Origin of the sequence: Nocardioides sp. GY 10127 (assembly GCF_004919085.1) — a bacterium.
GTDB lineage: Bacteria > Actinomycetota > Actinomycetes > Propionibacteriales > Nocardioidaceae > Nocardioides.
Genome location: NZ_STGL01000001.1, coordinates 245,199 through 264,552 on the forward strand (window position 1 = coordinate 245,199; position 19,354 = coordinate 264,552).

The 19,354-nt window shown below is 73.7% G+C and carries 20 protein-coding genes; 7 read left to right on the plus strand and 13 right to left on the minus strand.

The features are described 5' to 3' along the window. Positions 1-74 precede the first annotated feature (74 nt). Entirely contained in the window at positions 75-998 is a 924-nt protein-coding gene (locus E8D37_RS01075) for a glycerophosphodiester phosphodiesterase (RefSeq protein WP_136567896.1), read from the plus strand. After that, positions 995-1,984 (plus strand): alpha/beta hydrolase, encoded by a 990-nt coding sequence (locus E8D37_RS01080; RefSeq protein WP_240770109.1) that lies wholly within the window; start codon positions 995-997, stop codon positions 1,982-1,984. Before E8D37_RS01075 ends, E8D37_RS01080 begins: the two co-directional genes overlap by 4 nt. Positions 1,985-2,040: 56 nt before the next feature. Here E8D37_RS01080 and E8D37_RS01085 read toward each other — a convergent pair whose 3' ends face one another. From E8D37_RS01085 to E8D37_RS01095, 3 genes are all read right to left on the minus strand, one after another. Beyond that, a complete protein-coding gene (locus E8D37_RS01085) occupies positions 2,041-3,108 on the minus strand; it encodes an SPFH domain-containing protein (RefSeq protein ID WP_136567897.1) in 1,068 nt (355 codons plus the stop codon). A 77-nt stretch (positions 3,109-3,185) separates the two neighbouring features. After that, positions 3,186-3,710, minus strand: coding sequence for an NfeD family protein (locus tag E8D37_RS01090; RefSeq protein WP_136567898.1), 525 nt, complete (start codon positions 3,708-3,710; stop codon positions 3,186-3,188). A gap of 76 nt (positions 3,711-3,786) precedes the next feature. Then, entirely contained in the window at positions 3,787-4,587 is an 801-nt protein-coding gene (locus tag E8D37_RS01095) for an ABC transporter ATP-binding protein (RefSeq protein ID WP_136567899.1), read from the minus strand. A gap of 99 nt (positions 4,588-4,686) precedes the next feature. Here E8D37_RS01095 and E8D37_RS01100 point away from each other — a divergent pair, with 99 nt between their 5' ends. Both E8D37_RS01100 and serB read left to right on the plus strand, forming a co-directional pair. Beyond that, entirely contained in the window at positions 4,687-5,448 is a 762-nt protein-coding gene (locus tag E8D37_RS01100; protein WP_136567900.1) for a hypothetical protein, read from the plus strand. Positions 5,449-5,543: 95 nt separating this feature from the next. Then, the gene (serB, locus tag E8D37_RS01105; protein ID WP_136567901.1) at positions 5,544-6,782 is read left to right on the plus strand and encodes a phosphoserine phosphatase SerB; all 1,239 of its coding nucleotides are present in this window, start codon (positions 5,544-5,546) and stop codon (positions 6,780-6,782) included. A gap of 507 nt (positions 6,783-7,289) precedes the next feature. Here serB and E8D37_RS01110 read toward each other — a convergent pair. The 4 genes from E8D37_RS01110 to E8D37_RS01125 all read right to left on the minus strand — a co-directional run bounded on the left by E8D37_RS01110 (position 7,290) and on the right by E8D37_RS01125 (position 9,951). Beyond that, complete coding sequence (locus E8D37_RS01110; protein ID WP_240770110.1) at positions 7,290-7,805, minus strand: histidine phosphatase family protein; 516 nt, start codon at positions 7,803-7,805, stop codon at positions 7,290-7,292. Positions 7,806-8,014: 209 nt separating this feature from the next. Then, complete coding sequence (fabI, locus tag E8D37_RS01115; protein ID WP_136567902.1) at positions 8,015-8,785, minus strand: enoyl-ACP reductase FabI; 771 nt, start codon at positions 8,783-8,785, stop codon at positions 8,015-8,017. 122 nt (positions 8,786-8,907) lie between these two features. Continuing rightward, positions 8,908-9,639: a 3-oxoacyl-ACP reductase FabG gene (fabG, locus tag E8D37_RS01120; protein ID WP_136567903.1), complete on the minus strand. Its 732-nt coding sequence runs from the start codon at positions 9,637-9,639 to the stop codon at positions 8,908-8,910. A gap of 99 nt (positions 9,640-9,738) precedes the next feature. Next, complete coding sequence (locus E8D37_RS01125) at positions 9,739-9,951, minus strand: dodecin (RefSeq protein ID WP_136567904.1); 213 nt, start codon at positions 9,949-9,951, stop codon at positions 9,739-9,741. 147 nt (positions 9,952-10,098) lie between these two features. Between E8D37_RS01125 and E8D37_RS01130 the strand changes: the two genes are divergently transcribed. Together E8D37_RS01130 and E8D37_RS01135 are read left to right on the plus strand one after the other, a co-directional pair. Then, entirely contained in the window at positions 10,099-10,431 is a 333-nt protein-coding gene (locus tag E8D37_RS01130; protein WP_136567905.1) for a DUF3099 domain-containing protein, read from the plus strand. Then, positions 10,428-10,661, plus strand: a complete 234-nt coding sequence (locus tag E8D37_RS01135; RefSeq protein WP_206055505.1) for an acetone carboxylase — start codon at positions 10,428-10,430, stop codon at positions 10,659-10,661. The genes E8D37_RS01130 and E8D37_RS01135 overlap by 4 nt, the downstream gene beginning before the upstream one ends. Before the next feature lie 41 nt (positions 10,662-10,702). On the opposite strand, the gene moaA is transcribed toward E8D37_RS01135, so the two are convergent. Continuing rightward, positions 10,703-11,701, minus strand: a complete 999-nt coding sequence (gene moaA / locus E8D37_RS01140; RefSeq protein WP_206055520.1) for a GTP 3',8-cyclase MoaA — start codon at positions 11,699-11,701, stop codon at positions 10,703-10,705. A gap of 74 nt (positions 11,702-11,775) precedes the next feature. Between moaA and E8D37_RS01145 the strand changes: the two genes are divergently transcribed. Beyond that, positions 11,776-12,846 carry an SURF1 family protein gene (locus E8D37_RS01145; protein ID WP_136567906.1) on the plus strand — a complete coding sequence of 357 codons (1,071 nt, stop codon included), beginning with the start codon at positions 11,776-11,778 and terminating at the stop codon, positions 12,844-12,846. Here the strand turns inward: E8D37_RS01145 and E8D37_RS01150 are convergent. From E8D37_RS01150 to E8D37_RS01170, 5 genes are all read right to left on the minus strand, one after another. Further along, complete coding sequence (locus E8D37_RS01150) at positions 12,792-13,535, minus strand: SDR family oxidoreductase (RefSeq protein ID WP_136567907.1); 744 nt, start codon at positions 13,533-13,535, stop codon at positions 12,792-12,794. The genes E8D37_RS01145 and E8D37_RS01150 overlap by 55 nt on opposite strands. Before the next feature lie 58 nt (positions 13,536-13,593). Beyond that, the gene (locus E8D37_RS01155) at positions 13,594-15,495 is read right to left on the minus strand and encodes an ABC transporter ATP-binding protein (RefSeq protein ID WP_136567908.1); all 1,902 of its coding nucleotides are present in this window, start codon (positions 15,493-15,495) and stop codon (positions 13,594-13,596) included. 26 nt (positions 15,496-15,521) lie between these two features. Continuing rightward, positions 15,522-16,349 (minus strand): enoyl-CoA hydratase/isomerase family protein, encoded by an 828-nt coding sequence (locus E8D37_RS01160; protein WP_206055506.1) that lies wholly within the window; start codon positions 16,347-16,349, stop codon positions 15,522-15,524. 272 nt (positions 16,350-16,621) lie between these two features. Beyond that, positions 16,622-18,220, minus strand: a complete 1,599-nt coding sequence (locus E8D37_RS01165) for an ABC-F family ATP-binding cassette domain-containing protein (RefSeq protein ID WP_136567909.1) — start codon at positions 18,218-18,220, stop codon at positions 16,622-16,624. A gap of 223 nt (positions 18,221-18,443) precedes the next feature. Next, positions 18,444-19,352, minus strand: a complete 909-nt coding sequence (locus E8D37_RS01170) for an aminoglycoside phosphotransferase family protein (protein WP_136567910.1) — start codon at positions 19,350-19,352, stop codon at positions 18,444-18,446. Between the last annotated feature and the right edge of the window lie 2 nt (positions 19,353-19,354).

The window sequence follows — 19,354 nt, forward strand, 5'->3', positions numbered from 1 at the left end:
ACGTCGCCCGAAGGTCTGCGAGCACGGCCCCGACCCCCGTGGGTCGGGGCCGTGACGCTTGTAGTGTCGACGACGTGCCGATCAGTCCCCGCCTCCCCGGGCGGCCCGTCCTCGTCAGCGCCCACCGCTGCGGGGCCGGCGACGACCGCAGCCTGGAGAACACCCGGCCGGCGCTCGACGGGGCGCTCGCGGCGGGGGTCGACTTCGTCGAGGTCGACGTCCGGCGCTGCGCCGACGGGACGCTCGTGTGCTTCCACGACGCCCACGTGGGGGTCGAGGGACGACGCCGGCCCCTGGAGTCGCTCGACTACCCCACGTTCGCGGCCGCCGCGCCCCAGCACCTGCTGTTCGAGGACGTGCTCCGGGCCCTGGCCGGTCGTGCCCGGGCGCACGTCGACCTCAAGCTCACCTCGCCCGAGGCTCTGTACGCGCGCCCGGAGGAGACCCACGAGGTCGCGGCGACCCGGCTGGCGCTGGCGCACCTCCCGGCCGCCGACGTCATCGTGACCACGCTCGTCGACGAGTCGGTGCGGGCGGTCAGGGACTGGGCGGACGCCGAGGGTCACGACATCCTCGTGGGCCTCAGCCTGGGCCGCCCCGTCGACGAGCTCCCCTGGTGGGGTCAGCTGACCACCCGGCTCTCCGAGATCCGCCCCGCCCGCCGGGTCGCGCGCTCCCGCGCCAACCTCGTCGTGGCCCAGCACGCCATCGCCCGGCTGGGCGCGGCGTCCTTCGCCCGTCACCACGGCATCCCGCTCCTGGTGTGGACCGTGGACACCGAGCGGGGGCTGCGGTACTGGCTGCGCCCCGGACGGGCCTGGCTGGTCACCAGCAACCACCCGGCGCGCGCGCTCGACCTGCGTGCGAGCCACCGCGGCGGCCGCTTCGGGCTGGGCACCCCCTGGCGACACCCGGAGGAGCGTCCGCGACCCACCCGCCCCCGAACCGCCGGCGACCGACCCGTGCCGGTCGGGAGGCGTGGCAGGATCGCCTCGTGACCTCCCCCAGTGCCCCGGACGCCGACCACGTGCTCCCCGACGTCCTCGGCGAGCCGTGGACCGCGGAGACCCTGCACCTCGGCCACGACGACGAGGGGCCCGTCGTGGCCACGCTCGTCCACCACGCGGCCGCGGAGCCCACCCGCCGGGCCGTGCTCTACGTGCACGGGTTCAGCGACTACTTCTTCCAGGTCGACTTCGCCCGCTGGTGGCTCGACCGCGGCTACGACTTCTACGCCCTCGACCTGCGCAAGTACGGGCGCTCGCTGCGCGACGGCCAGACCCCCGCCTTCGTCACCGACCTCGACCAGTACGGCGAGGAGCTCGCCGAGGCCTGGGAGCGGATCACGGTGCGGGACGGTCACACCCACGTCATCGGCGCCGCCCACTCCACCGGGGGTCTCGTCCTGCCCCTGTGGCTGGACGCCGCCCGACCCGCCGGCCTGGCCGGCGTGGTGCTGAACTCCCCCTGGCTGGACATGCAGGGCAGCGTCCTGCTGCGGACGGTCGGGACCGTCGCCATCGACCGCCTCGGCGCGCACCGCCCCCGGTTCGAGATCAAGCGCGCGGTCGACGGGTTCTACACCCAGGCTCTGCACCGTGACCACCAGGGCGAGTGGGACTTCGACCTGTCGTGGAAGCCGGCCGAGTCGATGAAGGTCTACGCCGGCTGGCTGCGCGCGGTGCGCCGCGGCCACGCGCGGGTGCACCGGGGCCTGGACGTCGGCGCGCCGGTCCTCGTGCTCTCCTCCGACCGCAGCTCGCACCCGACGTCCTTCGACGACGACCTGGTCTCCACCGACGTCGTCCTCGACGTGGAGCAGATCCGGCGCTGGTCCACGAGCCTGTCCCGGCACGTCACCTATGCGGCCGTGCCGGGGGCGATCCACGACGTCGTGCTCTCCCGGGAGCCGGTGCGGCACGCCGCCTATGCCGAGATCGAGCGTTGGCTCGACACCTACGTGGCGGTGGACGCCGGGGTCTGACCCCGGCACCCACCGCACTGAGTCCCGGGGTCAGGCCCGGCGGTCAGACCTCGCGGTCAGGCCTCGGGCGTGCGTCCGGGGTTCGCCGCGTCCTCGGCGGCCGCCAGGGCCTCCGCGACCGCCTCGTCGGCGCTGCTCTCCCCGCGCTCGGGGACGTCCGGCTCGCTCGGGCCGAGGTCCATCCGCGTCCGCGGCCCGTCCACGTGGTCCGGGACGCCGGCCAGCGACCCCATCGTCGAGCCCAGGCCCTCGAGGGCCTTGCCGACCTCGCTCGGGATGACCCAGACCTTGTTGGCGTCGCCCTGGGCGATCTTCGGGAGCATCTGGAGGTACTGGTAGGAGAGCAGCGACTGGTCGACGCCGCCGTCGTGGATCGCCTGGAAGACCGTCTGGATGGCCTGGCCCTCACCCTGCGCCCGCAGGATCGCGGCCTCGCGGTCGGCCTGCGCCCGCAGGATGGCCGACTCCCGCTCGCCCTCGGCGGTGAGGATCGCGGACTGCTTGCGACCCTCCGCGGTGAGGATGGCGGCCTGGCGGTCGCCCTCGGCGTTGAGGATGGCGGCGCGCTTGTCGCGGTCCGCACGCATCTGCTTCTCCATCGAGTCCTTGATGGACGGCGGCGGCTCGATGCCCTTGATCTCCACGCGGTTCACGCGCAGGCCCCAGGTGCCGGTCGCCTCGTCCAGGACGCCGCGCAGGCCGGCGTTGATGGTCTCGCGGCTGGTGAGGGTGCCCTCGAGGTTGATGCCACCGACGATGTTGCGCAGGGTCGTCATGGTGAGCTGCTCGACGGCCTGGATGTAGTTGGCGATCTCGTAGGTCGCCGACACCGGGTCGGTGACCTGGAAGTAGATGACCGTGTCGATCTCCACCGTCAGGTTGTCCTCGGTGATGACCGGCTGCGGCGGGAACGAGACGACCTGCTCACGCATGTCGATGATGTACCGGACGTTGTCGACCACCGGGACCACCAGGTTGAGCCCGGGCGGCAGCGTCGCGCGGTACTTGCCGAAGCGCTCCACGATGCCGGCGCGTGCCTGGGGCACGATCCGCACGGCCTTCGCGAGGACCGTGACGACGAAGACGAGCAGCAGCACGAGGACGACGAGCAGTGGCAGTGGCATCCGTTCTCCCTGGGTGGGTGGTGTGCGGCCGTCGCACCCGGCGGGGCGCTGAGCGGCCGGTGGTGCAGGTGGGACGCTCAGGACGTCCCGTGGGTTCCTGGTTCGTCCGCGGGCCCGGCGTGGGGGCTGTCGAGAGGACCGTCGAGGGGGTCGTAGCCGTGGACGGGATGCACGAGCGCCGTGGCGCCGCGGATCTCCATGACCTCGACCTCGGTCCCGGCGGGCAGCGTGAGGGTGTCGTCGTAGGGCCGGGCGGTCCAGGTGTCGCCGCCGAGGCGCACGAGACCGGCGTGGCGGGAGACGTCCTCGCTCACCACTCCCCTGCTGCCGAGCAGGCGCGCGGTGCCCAGGACGAGCTCGGGCCCGCCGTGCAGTCGCGCGATCAGCCGGGGACGCAGGAGCCCGAGCGTGGCCCCGCTGGCGCCCAGCGCCACCAGGACCTGGAGCACGAACGGGGCCGAGAGCAGCCCGGCGGTCATGCCCGCCAGGGCGCCCACGGAGAGCATCGCCAGCGTGAGCTCGAGGGTGATCATCTCCCCGGCCCCGAGGAGCACCGCGAGACCGAGCCAGGCCACCCACGTGTGGTCCGCGAGCCAGTCCATGGCACGACCCTAGCCCGCGGACGGCGAGCGCGGGGCGGTTGCCGTCCGGAAACCCCCGACGAGGTGACGGCGGGGGTCAGCGCGAGTGCGAGGCCCGGCGCCGGGCCGCCCAGCGGCCGTCGTCGGTGTGGCTCACGTGCAGCGGGAGGCCGAAGGTCGAGGAGAGGTTCTCCTCGTTGATCACGTCCTCGATCTCGCCGGCGACGACGACCTGGCCCTGGCGCAGGAGCAGGGCGTGGGTGAACCCGGGCGGGATCTCCTCGACGTGGTGGGAGATGAGGACGGTGGCCGGGGAGTCCTCGGCGTAGGCGAGCATCGACAGGGTGCTCACCAGGTCCTCGCGGCCGCCGAGGTCGAGGCCGGCGGCCGGCTCGTCCAGCAGCAGGAGCTCCGGGTCGGTCATGAGCGCCCGCGCGATCTGGACGCGCTTGCGCTCGCCCTCGGACAGCGTGCCGAAGCGGCGGTCGGTGAGCCGGGAGACCCCGAGCTCGCGCAGCAGCGCGGTGGCGCGGTCGTGGTCGGCGTCCTCGTAGGTCTCGTTCCAGCGTCCGAGGACGCCGTAGGACGCCGAGACCACCACGTCGTGGACGGTCTCGTGCCGCGGGATGCGCTCGGCCAGCGCCGCCGACGTGATGCCGATGCGCGGACGCAGCTCGAAGACGTCGACGTCGCCCAGCAGCTCGTCGAGGATGCTGACGATGCCGGACGTGGGGTGCATCTGGCTGGAGCAGACCGAGAGCAGGGTCGTCTTCCCGGCGCCGTTGGGGCCCAGGACGACCCAGCGCTCCTCGGCCTCCACGGTCCAGCTCAGGCGGTCCAGCAGGAGGGACTCCCCGCGGCGGACGGTGACATCGACGAGGTCCAGGACTGCGGCCATGAGCGTCACCCTAGCCCCGGCCCGGAGCCCGCCCGCGGGTGCCCCGCCGGGCGGACCGGAGCCGGACGGGTGGGCGTGGCGCCGGTACCGTCGGCCCCCGTGAGCACCCTTCTCCCCGACGCGCTCCGGCTCGCCTGGTGGGGCACGGCGTGGCTGCGCGGCCACGTCGTCGCCGACCACCTCATCGACGAGGTCGTGGCCGACCAGGCGACGCATGCGGTGCACGGTCTGCGTGAGCTGGGCCTGGGTGGTGCCGAGACCGAGACGCTGGTCGGTGGGCTCGGTCGGCTGCGTGCCGAGGGCGCCGACACGATCGGTGCGGCGTTCCCGGCCGAGGGCCTGCCGATCGGGCTCGGCGGGCCGCCGCCCTTCAACGCCGCCGCCCTGGACGCCGGCGAGGCGGTCGTGGTCTCCGGGCCGGGTGTCGAGCCGCCGATCGGGCTGGTGCCGGTGGTCGTGGGGCGCGCGACGACCTGGGTCGCGCAGCCGGCACGCCGGCGTCCTCTGGTCGACCTCGGGGAGGCCGACCGCGGCCTGCGCGCGGCCCTCCCCGCCGCGGCGGACCTGCTGGCGAGGCTCGACGTCGCCCGGTGGCGACCCGAGGCGGCCGACCTGTTGCTGAACCTCCGGCACCGCGAGCGGGTGGCGGGCCCGCCCGGCGTCCCTGCTCGGGCGGTGGACCTGGCCGTCCGGGGGCTGCAGGCGCTGGAGATCTGCGACGTCGCCCTCGAGGACGACGGGGGCGCCGTGTCGCTCGGCGAGGCACAGGCCCGAGTAGAGGCGCTCCGGCCCCTGGCCCGCGCCGCCCGCGAGGCGCTGGTGGCCGCCGGTTCCCCCGAGGGCTGGCCCCCCGGGGACTGAGCGGGCGGTCGGCGTCCGGCTGCGGGCGGGCCTGCGCCCGCGCGCGGCGTCCCGGAAGCGACGTCCCGGGCGCGCGGGCAGTAGCCTTCGCCGTGATGAGCGAGCAGCCGGCCCCCACCCCGCGCCCCGACTCCCACACCCTCCTGGTGACGCTGTCCGGCCGTGACCGGCCCGGCGTGACCTCGGCGGTGCTCTCGACGCTGTCGGAGTTCGGGGTCACCGTCGTCGACCTGGACCAGATCGTCCTGCGCCGACGCCTGATCCTCGGCGTCCTGGTCACCGTCGACGGCGACGCGGACGCCATGCGCGCGGCCGTCGAGGCCACCGCGGCCCGGCTCGAGATGAGCGTCGAGGTGGACGCCGGCACCGGCCTGTCCCAGGCGCCGGCCGAGGGCCGCGCCCACGTCACCGTGCTCGGCACGCCGCTCTCGGCGTCCGCGATGTCGGGGATCACCTCGACCATCGCCGCCGCCGGTGCCAACATCGACCGCATTCAGCGGCTGGCCAGCTATCCCGTGACGGCGATCGACCTGCACGTCTCCGGCGCCGAGCCCCAGCGGCTGCGCGAGCTGCTGTCCGTGGAGGCGGCGCGGCAGCGGATCGACGTCGCCGTGCAGCCGGCCGGCATCCTGCGCCGGGGCATGCGCCTGATCGTCATGGACGTCGACTCGACCCTCATCCAGGGCGAGGTGATCGAGATGATCGCCGCCCACGCCGGGTGCGAGGCGCAGGTCGCCGAGGTGACCGAGCGGGCGATGCGCGGTGAGCTGGACTTCGAGGAGTCGCTGCGCGCTCGCGTCGCGCTGCTCGAGGGCGTCCCCGCCTCCGCGCTGCACCAGGTGTACGACGCGATCGAGCTCGCCCCGGGCGCCCGGACGATGGTCCGCACCCTGCGCCGACTCGGCTACCGGTTTGCCATCGTCTCCGGCGGCTTCACCCAGATCACCGACCGGCTCGCCGTCGACCTCGGCATCCACTACGCCCGCGCCAACCAGTTGGAGATCGTCGACGGCAAGCTGACCGGCAAGGTGATCGGCCAGGTCGTCGACCGCGCCGGCAAGGCCGCCGCACTGCGTGAGTTCGCCCAGCAGGTGGGCGTGGACGTCGCCGCGACCGTCGCGATCGGCGACGGCGCCAACGACCTCGACATGCTCGCCGCCGCCGGCCTCGGCATCGCCTACAACGCCAAGCCGATGGTGCGGGAGCGGGCCGACACCGCCGTGAACGTCCCCTACCTCGACACGATCATGTACCTGCTCGGGATCACCCGTGAGGAGATCGAGGCCGCCGACGCGGCCGCCGGCATCACCACCCCCGCGCCCCCGCTAGCCTGATCCTGGCGGTTCGCCCGGTGCCGTGGGTGCTCGGGCGGTGGCGTTCTCCGGTCTGCTGGTCCTGATGGCCCCAGGTTTGGTCACCAACGTGGTCAGATCGGCCGTCTGAGGCGGGGTTGGTGACCAAACGTGGGTTGGCCGGGCGGTGGCGCTGCCGCCAAGGCCGGCTGGGAGCCGGTGTGCCTGGCCGGCGTCCGATCTGAGGCTGCTGGGGTCTCGGCGTCAGGTTTGGTCACCAACGTGACGAAATCAGCCCTCCGGCGCAGGGTTGGTGACCAAACGTGGGTTGGCCGGGCTCAGGCGCTGCTGCCGAGCTCGGCTGGGAGCCGGTGTACCTGCCCGGCGTCCGATCTCGGGCCTGCAGGGGTCTCGGCGTCAGGTTTGGTCACCAACGTGGCGAAATCAGCCCTCCGACGCAGGGTTGGTGACCAAACGTGGGGCGCAGCAGCCGCAACCAGCCGCCAGGGCCGCGGCCAGAGCGGAGGCAGAGCGTAGTCAGAGTGGCCGTCAGCCCCGAGCGACGTGGAACTGCGTGAGACGCAGGGAGGCCTGCTGGACGGCGGTCCAGCCGCCGGAGACCTCGAGCACGACGAGCGAGCAGGGCGGGAAGCCGAGGGCGACGGCGTTGCCTGCCTCGGCGTCGCCGGAGCCGTCGTCGAGGAGGGACGCCAGCATGGCCATCGTCGGGTTGTGGCCCAGCACGAGCAGGGTGCGGGCGTCGTCGTCGGTGGCCCAGACGAGGTCCAGGACGCTGGCGGCACCGGCCTCGTAGACGGCCGGAGAGACGGTCGGCTCCAGGTCCCACCCGGCGCCGTCCACCAGCCCGGTCCACGTCTCGCGAGTGCGCCGGGCGTCCGAGACCAGCGCGACGTCAGGGGAGATCCCCTGCGCGGCCAGCCACGAGCCCGCCGCGAGGGCGTCCTCCTGGCCGCGGGGCGTCAGGGGACGCTCGTGGTCGGAGCGGGCGATCTGCTGGGCCTGGGCGTGGCGGACCAGGACGAGACGGCGAGTCGTGTCGGGCACCTGCACAGCCTCCCCCATCGAGGGCCGGCGCACTCCCCCAGGGTCCCCCGGATCGAGAGGACCACAGGGCGCACCGGGCGAACGGCATGAGCGCCGGGAAGGACGCCGGGAGGGAAGCGGGAACGCCAGGACGCAGGAGGGCCGGGCCGCCCCGAAGGGCGACCCGGCCGGTGTCCAGAACAGAGGTCCAGAGCGGAGGTGCGGCGGCGTCAGGCGCCGGTGGCGTGGAACCCGCCGTCGACGTGCACGATCTCGCCGCTGGTGGCGGGGAAGAAGTCCGACAGGAGCGCGACGACTGCCTTGGCGGTCGGCGTGTGGTCGGTGTTGTCCCAGCCGAGGGGGGCACGGGTCTGCCACATGTTCTCGAGGTCCTCGAAGCCGGGGATGGCCTTCGCGGCGAGCGTCTTGAGCGGTCCGGCGGAGACCAGGTTGACCCGGATGCCCTCGGGGCCGAGGTTGCGGGCCAGGTAGCGCGAGGTCGACTCCAGGCCGGCCTTGGCGACGCCCATCCAGTCGTAGGCGGGCCAGGCGACGGTCGCGTCGAAGGTCATGCCGACGACGGACGAGCCGGGCTGCATGAGCGGGCGGCAGGCGTTGGTGAGGCTGGCCAGCGAGTAGGCGGAGACCTGAACGGCCTGCGAGACATCCTCCCAGGGACCGGTGAGGAACTTGCCGCCCAGCAGCGTCTCGGGGTTGCCGTAGGCGATGGAGTGCACGACGCCGTCCAGGCCGTCCACGTGCTCGCGGACGAGCTCGGGGAGCCGCTCGAGGTGCTCGGGGTCGGTCACGTCCAGCTCGAGGACGGGGGGCTCGACCGGCAGCCGCTTGGCGATGCGGCGGGTGATGCCGAGCGCGCGACCGAAGTTGGAGATCAGGACGGTGGCGCCCTGCTCCTGGGCGACGCGGGCGGTCGCGAAGCCGATCGAGGTGTCCATCGTGACGCCGGCGACGAGGATGCGCTTGCCGTCGAGGATGCCCATGGTGGTGATGCTCCTGCCTGTGGGTGCTGCGGTGGTCTGCGGGTCCGGCCAGGGAGGCCGGGATGTCCGAGGTGTCCGGGTGTCCGGGGTGGCTGTGGGCCAGGGGCGGGTGCCCGGGGGCGTCAGTGCCCCATGCCGAGGCCGCCGTCGACCGGGATCACGGCCCCGGTGACGTAGGCGGCGCCGTCGCCGGCGAGCCAGGTGACGGTCTGGGCGACGTCCTCGACCGCGCCGAGCCGGCCCAGCGGGATGCGCGAGGCGTACTCCTTCTGCTGCTCCTCGGGGAGCGCCGCCGTCATGTCCGTCGTGATGAACCCGGGGGCGACGACGTTGGCCGTGATCGACCGGGAGCCCAGCTCGCGGGCCATCGAGCGCGCCATGCCGACGAGGCCGGCCTTCGAGGCGGCGTAGTTGACCTGCCCCGGCGAGCCGAGGAGCCCGACCACGGAGGAGATGAACACGATGCGGCCCCGACGCAGCCGCAGCATGCCCTTGGCGGCACGCTTGGCCAGGCGGAAGGACGCGGTGAGGTTGGTCGAGATGACCTTCTCCCAGTCGTCCTCGCTCATGCGCAGCAGCAGGGTGTCCGCGGTGATGCCGGCGTTGGCGACGAGCACCTCCACCGGGCCGTGGGCCTCCTCGGCGGCCTTGAAGGCGGCCTCGACGGCGTCGGGGTCGGTCACGTCGCACCGCAGGTCCAGCGCGCCCTCGGGGGCGCCGCCGCTGCGGGTGGTGACGGCGACCCGGTCGCCCTGGGCCAGGAAGGCCTCCGCGATGGCGCGGCCGATGCCGCGGTTGCCGCCCGTGACGAGGACGGACCGGCCTGCGGGGGTGTTCTGCTCTGCGTCGCTCACGGCGGTCACGTTATTGGTGACCCGCCAGTATCCCCAGCGCGCCCCGCCGACGGACCGGTCCCGGGTCTGTGCCGGGCCCGGCCGCCGTGGTGGGCCGGATCACTCGTCCTCGAGGCGGAAGCCGACCTTGAGGCCGACCTGGAAGTGCTCGATCTCGCCGTCGCGGACGTGCCCGCGGACCTGGGTCATCTCGAACCAGTCGATGTGGCGCAGCGTCTGGGCTGCCCGGGAGATCCCGTTGCGGATGGCCTGGTCGATGCCGTCCGGCGACGTGCCGACGATCTCGGTGACGCGGTAGGTGCGGTCGGTCATGGTGTCCTCCTCGACGAGGGGCGCGCAGACGGCGTGCGCCCGTCCTGCGAGCCTAGTCCCGATGCCACCTGCCCCGCCCGGGGAGGTGGCGCGTCCGGGCTGCGGAGGGGTGACCGGCGTCCCAGGTCCGCTTCGTACACTGGACCCATGGCCAGGCAGCGACCCGACGAGGCGGTCCGCATCACGACCGCCCCCACCAGCCGCGCCGCCGACCTGCGCACCAGGCAGCGGCGCTACCTCATCTCCATGGGGATCCGCTCCGCCTGCTTCGTGGGCGCGGGCATCGCGGGGGTCTTCGGCATCGGCTGGCTGTGGCCGATCCTCATCGTCGGCGCCGTGTTCCTGCCGTACGTGGCGGTCATCCTCGCGAACGTCCAGAGCACGCGGGACGACGGCGTGGACCTGCGCGGCTCGGCCTACGTGCACCGCCAGCTCGGGGGCAGCGGCTCGCCCGACGCCGTCGGCGGGTCCGGCCGGTGACCCTGCCCGAGCCCCCCGCCACCGCGCCCGACGTCTGCTCCGCGAAGGGCTGCACCGCGCCCGCGGAGCACGCGCTGCTCTGGAACAACCCCAAGGTCCACACGCCGGAGCGCCGCAAGGTCTGGCTGGCGTGCGCGGAGCACCGCGAGTCGCTGGGCTCGTTCCTCAGCAGCCGCGGGTTCCTCAAGGACGTCGTGGCGCACTCCCCGGGCGCCGACCCGACCGTCTGATCCCTGGGGGCCACCGCCGCGAGCGCGACGGGTGGGCCGGGTCAGCCGCCGATGGCGGACATGGGTCGGTCCGGCTGGAGGAACGACTCGTCGTCGATCCCGTGTCCGGCGGCCTTGCCCCGCATCGCGGTCACCCACCGGGTCGCCAGCTCCCCGTCGTCGGCACCGGCCCGCAGGGCGCTGCGCAGGTCCGACTCCTCCCGCGCGAACAGGCACGTGCGCACCTGCCCGTCGGCGGTGAGCCGGACCCGGTCGCAGTCGCCACAGAACGGCCGGGTGACGGACGCGATGACGCCCACGGTGGCGGGCCCACCGTCCACCGAGAAGAGCTCCGCCGGCGCGGAGCCGCGCGGCTCGGCGGCCGGCGCGAGCGTGAACCGCTCCTCGAGCCGGGACACGATCTCGTCGGCGGTCACCATGGCCGAGCGGTCCCAGCCGTGCTGGGCGTCCAGAGGCATCTGCTCGATGAAGCGCAGCTGGTAGCCGCGCTCGAGGCACCAGGCGAGCAGTTCGGGCGCCTGGTCGTCGTTGATGCCACGGAGGAGGACGGCGTTGACCTTGACCGGCCCCAGCCCTGCGGCCTGGGCGGCCGCGAGCCCGTCGACGACGTCGTGGAGACGGTCGCGGAGCGCGATCTTGAGGAACGTCTCCGGACGGACGGTGTCGAGGCTGACGTTGACGCGGTCCAGCCCCGCGTCCGCGAGGGCCTGCGCGCTGCGGGAGAGGCCGAGCGCGTTCGTGGTGACCGAGAGGCCGAGCCGCTCACGGTCGGGCTCGAGGGCACGCACGCGGGAGACGATGTCGACCAGTCCACGGCGCAGCAGGGGCTCGCCGCCGGTGAACCGGACACCCGTCACACCCAGGCGTTGCACGGCCACCCGGACGAGCCGGACCACCTCGTCGTCGGTGAGCTGGGTGTCGTCCGGTGCCCACTCGAGGCCCTCGGGCGGCATGCAGTAGCTGCAGCGCAGGTTGCAGCGATCCGTCAGGGAGACGCGCAGGTCCCGCGCGACCCGTCCGTAGCGGTCCAGCAGCGGCAGCGTCCTCACGCGCACACCCTACGTGGGTGCCCGTCACCTGCAGTCCAGGCGACCACGACCCGTACGCTGACGACGTGCGTGCCTGGTCGTTCCTCCTCAGCCGCCGCTGGGTCCTCCTCGCCCTGACCGTCGCGTTCCTGACGTGGATGACGTACTCGCTGGGCCTGTGGCAGTGGCACCGTCTCGTGGAGACCAAGGCCACCAACGCCCAGGTCGTCACGAACGAGAAGGCCGCGCCCGTCCCCGCGTCCGACGTCCTCGCGGTGGGGCGCCCCGTCTACGACGCCGACGAGTGGCGCGTGGTGTCGGCCACGGGCACCTACGACGTCGACGACACCGTCATCGTCCGGTACCAGACCCGCGACGGCGAGGCGGGCGTGGACGTCGTGGTGCCGCTCGTCCTCGACGACGGCACGGCCCTGCTGGTGGACCGCGGGTGGCTCGCCACCGACAACGCCGGGACCGCCGACCCCGACGACGTGCCGGCCCCGCCGTCCGGGGAGGTGCGTGTCACGGCGTACGTACGCGTGGACGGGTCGGGCGACAGCACCGCGGTCGACGACCAGTCCACCCGCGCCGTCTCGTCCGTGACGATCGCGGACTCGCTCGGGATCGACGTCCTCGGTGGCTGGACGGAGCTGAAGACCGAGTCCCCGGCCCCCGCCACGGCGCTGGAGCCCGTCGTCCTGCCGGACCTGGGCAACGGTCCGCACTTCTTCTACGCGCTGCAGTGGTGGTTCTTCGGCCTCCTGGCCGTCGTCGGGTACGTCTGGTTCGCGATCGACGAGCGCAGGAACGGGCGGCGCTCCGAGCGGGAGCCGCAGGAGGACGGGCTGGAGGGCGCCCAGGAGGACGACCGGGTCAGGGGCCCGGTGCCCGTTCCCGTGGCTGTCGGCGCCGGGGGCGCGCAGGGTGACACCCGCCCCGCGAGGCCCGCTCGGAAGCAGAAGCCCGAGCGCAAGCCTCGGCGGACCAACCACCCGTACGCCCGGATGCTCGAGGAGCAGCGGGCCCGGGAGGCGGCCGCCCGTGCCGCCCTCGCCGCGGAGGGCGCCGAGGACGCCGAGGACGCCGGCGGCGAGGCTGCCGCTCAGAGGGACGGGATCGCTCCCCCGTCCACGGGCAGCGCGACGCCCGAGAGGTAGGACGCGGCGGGGCTGAGGACGAAGGCGGCGACCCGTCCGAACTCCTCCGGAGAGCCGACGCGGCGCAGCGGGATGCCGGCCACCCGGGACGCTCCCGCGTCGGAGCCCTGCAGCGAGCGCGTGCGCGGGGTGTCGATGAACCCCGGCAGCAGGGAGTTCACCCGCACCCCGGCGGGCCCCAGCTCGCCGGCCAGCGACTTGGCCACCATGGCGAGCCCCGGCCGCAGCCCGTTGGAGATCCCGAGCCCGGGCAGCGGGGCGCGGACGCTCGAGGAGAGCACGAGCGCGATCGAGCCTCCCTCCCCCGCGGCCATGGCCGCGCCGATCACGCGGGCCAGCCGGACGGCACCGAGGAAGACGGACTCGAAGGACTGACGCCACGCGTCGTCGTCCACGTCGCTCACCGTGCCCGCCGGCGGGCCCCCGACGCTGACGAGCAGGCCGTCGGGGGCGCCCCAGTCCGCCGCGGCGGCCAGGAGGCGTGCGGGGGTGTCGGCGTCGGCGTTGTCAGCGCGGACCACCCGGACGTGGTCGGGGTGGGCAGCCGCCAGCTCCTCGAGCGGTTCTGCACGCCGTCCGGACACGACCACGCGCGCCCCGTCGGCCAGCAGCGCCTCGGCGGTGGCGCGACCGAGGCCGGACCCGGCCCCCGTGACGATCTGGATGGTTCCCTCGAGGCCGAGGTCCACGGGCAGGCTCCTTCGTGAGTGGTGGTGCGGTCGGGTGTGGTCGAGCGCGCTCGGGCGCTCAGGCGGGGGCGCCGCTGACGGCGTCGAGACCGGTGCCGTCGTGGGTGGTGCCGGCTGCCGTCGGGTCCGCGGCGAACTGGGTGCGGTACAGGTCGGCGTACAGCCCCCCGGCCGCCAGGAGCTCCTGGTGCGTCCCGGTGGCGACGACGCGTCCGGCCTCGAGCACGACGATGACGTCGGCGTGCCGGACGGTGGAGAGCCGGTGCGCGATCACGAGGCTCGTGCGCCCCTCGAGCGCCGCGTCGAGGGCGCGCTGGACGGCGACCTCGGACTCGGAGTCGAGGTGCGCGGTGGCCTCGTCGAGGACGACGATCGACGGTGACTTCAGCAGCAGCCGGGCGATGGCCAGTCGCTGCCGCTCCCCGCCCGAGAGCCGGTAGCCGCGGTCCCCGACGACCGTGTCGAGGCCCTCGGGCAGCCCGCGGACCAGCGACGCGACCTGGGCGGCCTCCAGGCACGCCCACAGCTCGTCCTCGTCGGCGCCCGGCCGGGCATAGAGCAGGTTGCCGCGCACGGTGTCGTGGAACATGTGGGCGTCCTGCGTGACGTAGCCGACCACGTCCTCGAGGGAGTCCAGGGTGACCGCCCGGACGTCGTGCCCGCCGACGCGGACGGCGCCCCCGTCGACGTCGTAGAGCCGCGCCACGAGACTCGTGACGGTGGTCTTGCCGGCGCCGGAGGGTCCGACGAGGGCGACCATCTGGCCGGGCTCGGCCCGCAGGCTCACCTCGTGGAGCACCGGGCCGGCGCCCGGGCGCGGACCCTCGCGCACGACGCCCTCCAGCGAGGCCAGGGAGACGTCGTCGGGGTAGGCGAAGGTCACCCGGTCGAGCTCGAGGAGGCCGGCGTCGCGGGGCAGCGTCAGCGCGTCGTCCTTCTCGACGACGAGGGAGGGGAGGTCCAGCACCTCGAACACGCGGTCGAAGGACACGAGCGCCGTCATCACGTCGATGCGGACGTTGGAGAGGCCCTGCAGCGGGCCGAGGAGGCGCAGCAGCAGCACGGCGAGGGCCACGAGGGTGCCCACGGTGAGGGAGCCCTGGATGGCCAGGACGCCGCCGACGCCGTAGACCAGGGCCCCGGCCAGGGCGGGGACGGACGTCATGGCCGCGCCGAAGAGCCTCGAGGTCAGCGCGATGCTGATGCCGAGGTCGCGGACCGTGGCCGCGCGGGAGGCGAAGAGGGCGTCCTCGTCGGCGCGCCGCCCGAAGAGCTTGAGCAGCATGGCGCCGCCGACGTTGAAGCGCTCGGTCATGAGGCTGCCGAGCTCGGCGTTCCCGTCCATCTGTGCCCGGGTGAGCCGGGCGAGCCGGCGCCCGACCAGGCGGGAGGCGACGAGCAGCACCGGGAACACCGCGACGCACAGCAGCGTCACCTGCCACGACAGCGCGAGCATCGTCACGCCGACGACCGCGACGGCGACGAGGTTGGAGACCGTGCTCGACAGCGTGGACGTGAACGCGCGCTGGGCGCCGATGACGTCGTTGTTCAGGCGCGAGACCAGCGCCCCGGTCTGGGTGCGGGTGAAGAACGCCATCGACTGCCGCTGCACGTGCGCGAAGACCCGGGTGCGCAGGTCGTAGATGAGCCCCTCGCCGATGCGGGAGGAGAGCCAGCCCATCAGCACGGTCAGGACGGCCGAGAGGACGGCGAACGCGGCCATCGCGCCGGCCAGCCGTGCCACGAGGCCGGTGTCGCCCTGGCCGATGCCGTCGTCGACCAGTCGCTGGGTCAGGAGCGGCACCACGACGACGAGCGCGGCGTCCAGGACCGTGAGCACCAGGAAGACGCCGATCACGCCGCGGTGCGGTCCGGCGAAGCGCAGGATGCGCCGCACCGTCGGCCAGCCGACGCGCTCGTGCACGACGCTCCGGTCGGTGCGCACGTGCCGCCACGCCATGCCGGCGTTCATCATCCCCGACACCGCTAGCCCCGGGGCGCCTGCGCCATGAGGGCCGCCATCTCGCGGAAGCGGCCCACCTGGTGCTCGCGCTCCGTGCGCCGCTGGGTGTCGAGGTCCCCCGGCACCGCCGCGCGCAGGATGGCCTTCACCGCACGGGCGTTGGCCGCAGGAGTGGCGGTGAGGGCGGCCACGAGCGCCTGGACGGCGGCCTCGAGCCCCTCCGCCGGCACCACGTCGAGCGCCAGACCGAGGCGCAGCGCCTCCTCGGCGTCCACGCTGCGGGCGGTGGTGCACAGCTCCAGAGCGCGGCTGTAGCCCACGGCCTCGACGAGCGGGAGGGTGCCGGTGAGGTCCGGGACCAGGCCCAGCGCCGCCTCCTTCATGCTCAGGCTCGCGCCCTGTGCCAGCACGCGCAGGTCGCAGGAGAGCGCCAGCTGGAAGCCTGCGCCGACGGCGTGACCGTGCACGGCGGCGATGGAGACGATCCGCGGGTCGCGCAGCCACGTGAAGCCGCGCTGGTAGGCGTCGATGCGGTCGGCCATGCCGGCGTCGTCCAGGGCGAGCAGATCGTGGACCGACTCCCCCGCGCCCGGCTTCGGCATGAGCACGGCGCGGTCGAGCCCGGCCGAGAACCCGGCCCCGGCGCCTCGGACCACGACGACCCGCACGGCCGGGTCGGAGAGCAGCTGCTCGCCCACCCTCGCGAGGGTCAGCCACATGGCGGGGGTCTGGGCGTTGCGGACCTCGGGCCGGTCCAGCGTCAGGGTCGCCACCGCCCCGTCCACCGTGAGCCCCAGCCCGACCTCGGCCAGCTCCTCCGACGTCATCGTCCCGGGCGTCTCGTCAGTCATGGCAGGCAGTCTAGGAGGCCGGACCGACGGTGCGGGTGATTGTTACCGATCGGTAGGTCCTGTGGCGTCCGGGCTCCACGTTTGGTCACCAACCTGATGCCAGCGGCCGTCCGCCTCCACGTTTGGTCACCAACCCGACGCCACCAGCCGGCCAGCGCCACGTTTGGTCACCAACCCGAGGCCACCGGCCCTCCCGCGCCACGTTTGGTCACCAATCCGACGCCAACAGCCCTCCCGCGACACGTTTGGTCACCAACCCGAGGTGGGGCACCTCAGGCCAGCGAGACCAGGTCCGCGTAGTCGGGGTTCCAGAGGTCCTCGGTGCCGTCGGGCAGGAGCAGCACGCGGTCGGGCTCGAGCGCGTGCACGGCGCCCTCGTCGTGCGTGACGAGGACGATCGCGCCCTCGTAGGAGCGGATCGCGGCGAGCACCTCCTCACGGGACGCGGGGTCGAGGTTGTTGGTCGGCTCGTCCAGCAGCAGGACGTTGGCGCTGGAGACGACGAGGGACGCCAGGGCGAGCCGGGTCTTCTCGCCACCGGAGAGCACTCCGGCCGGCTTGTGCACGTCGTCCCCGGAGAAGAGGAACGAGCCCAGGACGCTGCGGGCCTCGGTGTCGGTCAGCTGGGGCGCCGCGGACTGCATGTTCTCCAGCACCGAGCGCTTGGTGTCCAGCGTCTCGTGCTCCTGGGCGTAGTAGCCGATCTTCAGACCGTGGCCGGGGACGATCGCGCCGGTGTCCGGCTGGTCGACGCCCCCGAGGATGCGCAGCAGCGTGGTCTTGCCGGCACCGTTGAGGCCGAGGATGACCACGCGGGAGCCGCGGTCGATGGCCAGGTCCACCCCGGTGAAGACCTCCAGCGAGCCGTACGCCTTCGTCAGGCCCTCGCCGGTGAGCGGCGTCTTCCCGCAGGGGGCCGGCTTCGGGAAGGCGATCGCCGCCACCTTGTCCGACTGGCGCTCCCCCTCGATGCCGGCGAGCAGCTTCTCGGCGCGCTTGAGCATGGACTGCGCGGCCTGGGCCTTGGTGGCCTTGGCGCGCATCTTGTTGGCCTGGTCGGTGAGCGTCTTCGCCTTGTTCTCGGCGTTCATCCGCTCGCGCTTGCGGCGCTTCTCGTCGGTCTCGCGCTGGACGAGGTAGTTCTTCCAGCCCATGTTGTAGACGTCCATGGCCTGGCGGTTGGCGTCCAGGTGCATGACCTTGTTCACCGTCGCCGCGAGCAGGTCGTTGTCGTGGGAGATGACGATGAAGCCGCCGGAGTAGGCCTTGAGGAAGTCCCGCAGCCAGACGATCGAGTCGGCGTCCAGGTGGTTCGTCGGCTCGTCGAGGATGAGCACCTCGGCGGAGGAGAACAGGATGCGCGCGAGCTCGACGCGGCGGCGCTGGCCGCCCGAGAGCGTCTTGAGCGGCTGGCCGAGCAGCCGCTCCTCGATGCCGAGGCTCGAGGCGATGGTCGCGGCCTCGGACTCCGCCGCGTAGCCGCCGGCGGCCTGCATCTCGTCCTGCGCCCGCGAGTAGCGGCGCATGGCCTTCTCCCGCTCCGACGCCTTCTCGGACATCATCATCTCCTCGGCCTTGCGCATGCGCTGGACGATGGTGTCCAGGCCGCGGGCGGAGAGGATGCGGTCGCGTGCGAGCACCTCGGGGTCCCCGGTACGCGGGTCCTGGGGCAGGTAGCCGACCTCGCCGTTGGAGGTCACCTGGCCGGACGCCGGCAGGGCCTCGCCGGAGAGGATCTTGGTGAGCGTCGTCTTGCCGGCGCCGTTGCGGCCGACGAGTCCGACCTTGTCGCCCGCCGCGACCCGGAAGCTGACATCGGCCATGAGGAGTCGAGCGCCGACGCGGACCTCGAGCTGGTGGGCGGTGATCATCGTCCGCCGAGTCTAGGGTCGTCGGCCCCGACCGGGCGATTCGGCTGTCTGTCGTCCCTGTCACGCCTCGGTGCGGCTCGGGCTCGTTCGCGCCTCGCGGCGGCCGCGGGGCCTCACGTTTGGTCACCAACCGTGACTGTGAGCGCTCACAAACACGGGTTGGGGACCAAACGTGGAGCCAGCGAGCCGCCAGAGACCGAGCGCCGACCCCAGCGGCAGACGGTCACAGCCCCAGCAACGCCTCGATCAGGTGGTACTGCCTTTGGAGCGACCGGAGGTAGGGGGCGACGGCGGGATGGCGGATCTTCGCCAGGAGCGGGCCCTCGCCGGGGGCGACACGCGCCAGCGCCCAGTCCGCGCGGCTCAGGGCGGTGTACACCGCGACGACGGTCGCGCCGAGCCGCGCCTCGTCCGCGGTGGCGGTGCCGGTCGGCAGGCCGAGCAGGTAGGCGTCTAGGAGCGGCTCGAACTCCTCGCGGGCCGACAGCAGGTAGTAGCCGAGGTCCCCGCCGACCGCGCCGACCCCCAGCGTCCCCCAGTCGACGGCCACCACGTCGTCGCCCTCGCGCCCGAGGAGGTTGGCGGGGGTGGGGTCGCCGTGCTGGAGCACCTGGGGCAGCCGGTCGAGCGCGTCGAGGTGGCGGGCGCGGGCCTGCCACAGCACGTCGGCCACGTCGGCGACGGGGAGGCGGGCCAGGGTGGTCCAGCCGCCCCGGCGCTCGATCCGGAGCAGCCGCGAGCGCAGCTGCCCGCGCGCCAGCCAGTCGACCGCCGGCACGGGCGTGCCGGCGAAGCGCCCCAGGGCGTGGGCGGCGAACAGCCCGTTGACCGCGGCGTCCTCCACCCAGTCGTCGGTGAGGGTGATGCCCTCGTCGTCCTCGACCACCTGGCTGCGGACGGGCGGGCGCAGGCCGCACGAGCGGGCCAGCACGCCGGAGGTGGCCACGTCGGCCGCGCGACGCCAGTAGGCGAAGTGGGACGCCTGGGAGTACTCCTCCGGGTCCCCCGGCTCGGGCCGGACCAGCCGCTTGACCGAGACCGGCTCGTCCCCCACGACGGCGCGCCACACGCCGAGCGTGCTCGGCGCGCTACCACCCGGGAGCGGGTGCCAGCCGGGCTGGGGCTGCCACATGC

Excerpts from the sequence above, each read along its gene's own strand:
- E8D37_RS01125 (WP_136567904.1), bottom strand. The coding sequence starts at position 9,951 with ATGACCGACCGCACCTACCGCGTCACCGAGATCGTCGGCACGTCGCCG.
- E8D37_RS01170 (WP_136567910.1), bottom strand. The coding sequence starts at position 19,352 with ATGTGGCAGCCCCAGCCCGGCTGGCACCCGCTCCCGGGTGGTAGCGCG.
- E8D37_RS01165 (WP_136567909.1), bottom strand. The coding sequence starts at position 18,220 with ATGATCACCGCCCACCAGCTCGAGGTCCGCGTCGGCGCTCGACTCCTC.
- E8D37_RS01085 (WP_136567897.1), bottom strand. The coding sequence starts at position 3,108 with ATGCCACTGCCACTGCTCGTCGTCCTCGTGCTGCTGCTCGTCTTCGTC.
- E8D37_RS01090 (WP_136567898.1), bottom strand. The coding sequence starts at position 3,710 with ATGGACTGGCTCGCGGACCACACGTGGGTGGCCTGGCTCGGTCTCGCG.
- serB (WP_136567901.1), top strand. The coding sequence starts at position 5,544 with ATGAGCGAGCAGCCGGCCCCCACCCCGCGCCCCGACTCCCACACCCTC.
- fabI (WP_136567902.1), bottom strand. The coding sequence starts at position 8,785 with ATGGGCATCCTCGACGGCAAGCGCATCCTCGTCGCCGGCGTCACGATG.
- E8D37_RS01160 (WP_206055506.1), bottom strand. The coding sequence starts at position 16,349 with ATGACTGACGAGACGCCCGGGACGATGACGTCGGAGGAGCTGGCCGAG.
- E8D37_RS01155 (WP_136567908.1), bottom strand. The coding sequence starts at position 15,495 with ATGGCGTGGCGGCACGTGCGCACCGACCGGAGCGTCGTGCACGAGCGC.
- E8D37_RS01130 (WP_136567905.1), top strand. The coding sequence starts at position 10,099 with ATGGCCAGGCAGCGACCCGACGAGGCGGTCCGCATCACGACCGCCCCC.
- E8D37_RS01095 (WP_136567899.1), bottom strand. The coding sequence starts at position 4,587 with ATGGCCGCAGTCCTGGACCTCGTCGATGTCACCGTCCGCCGCGGGGAG.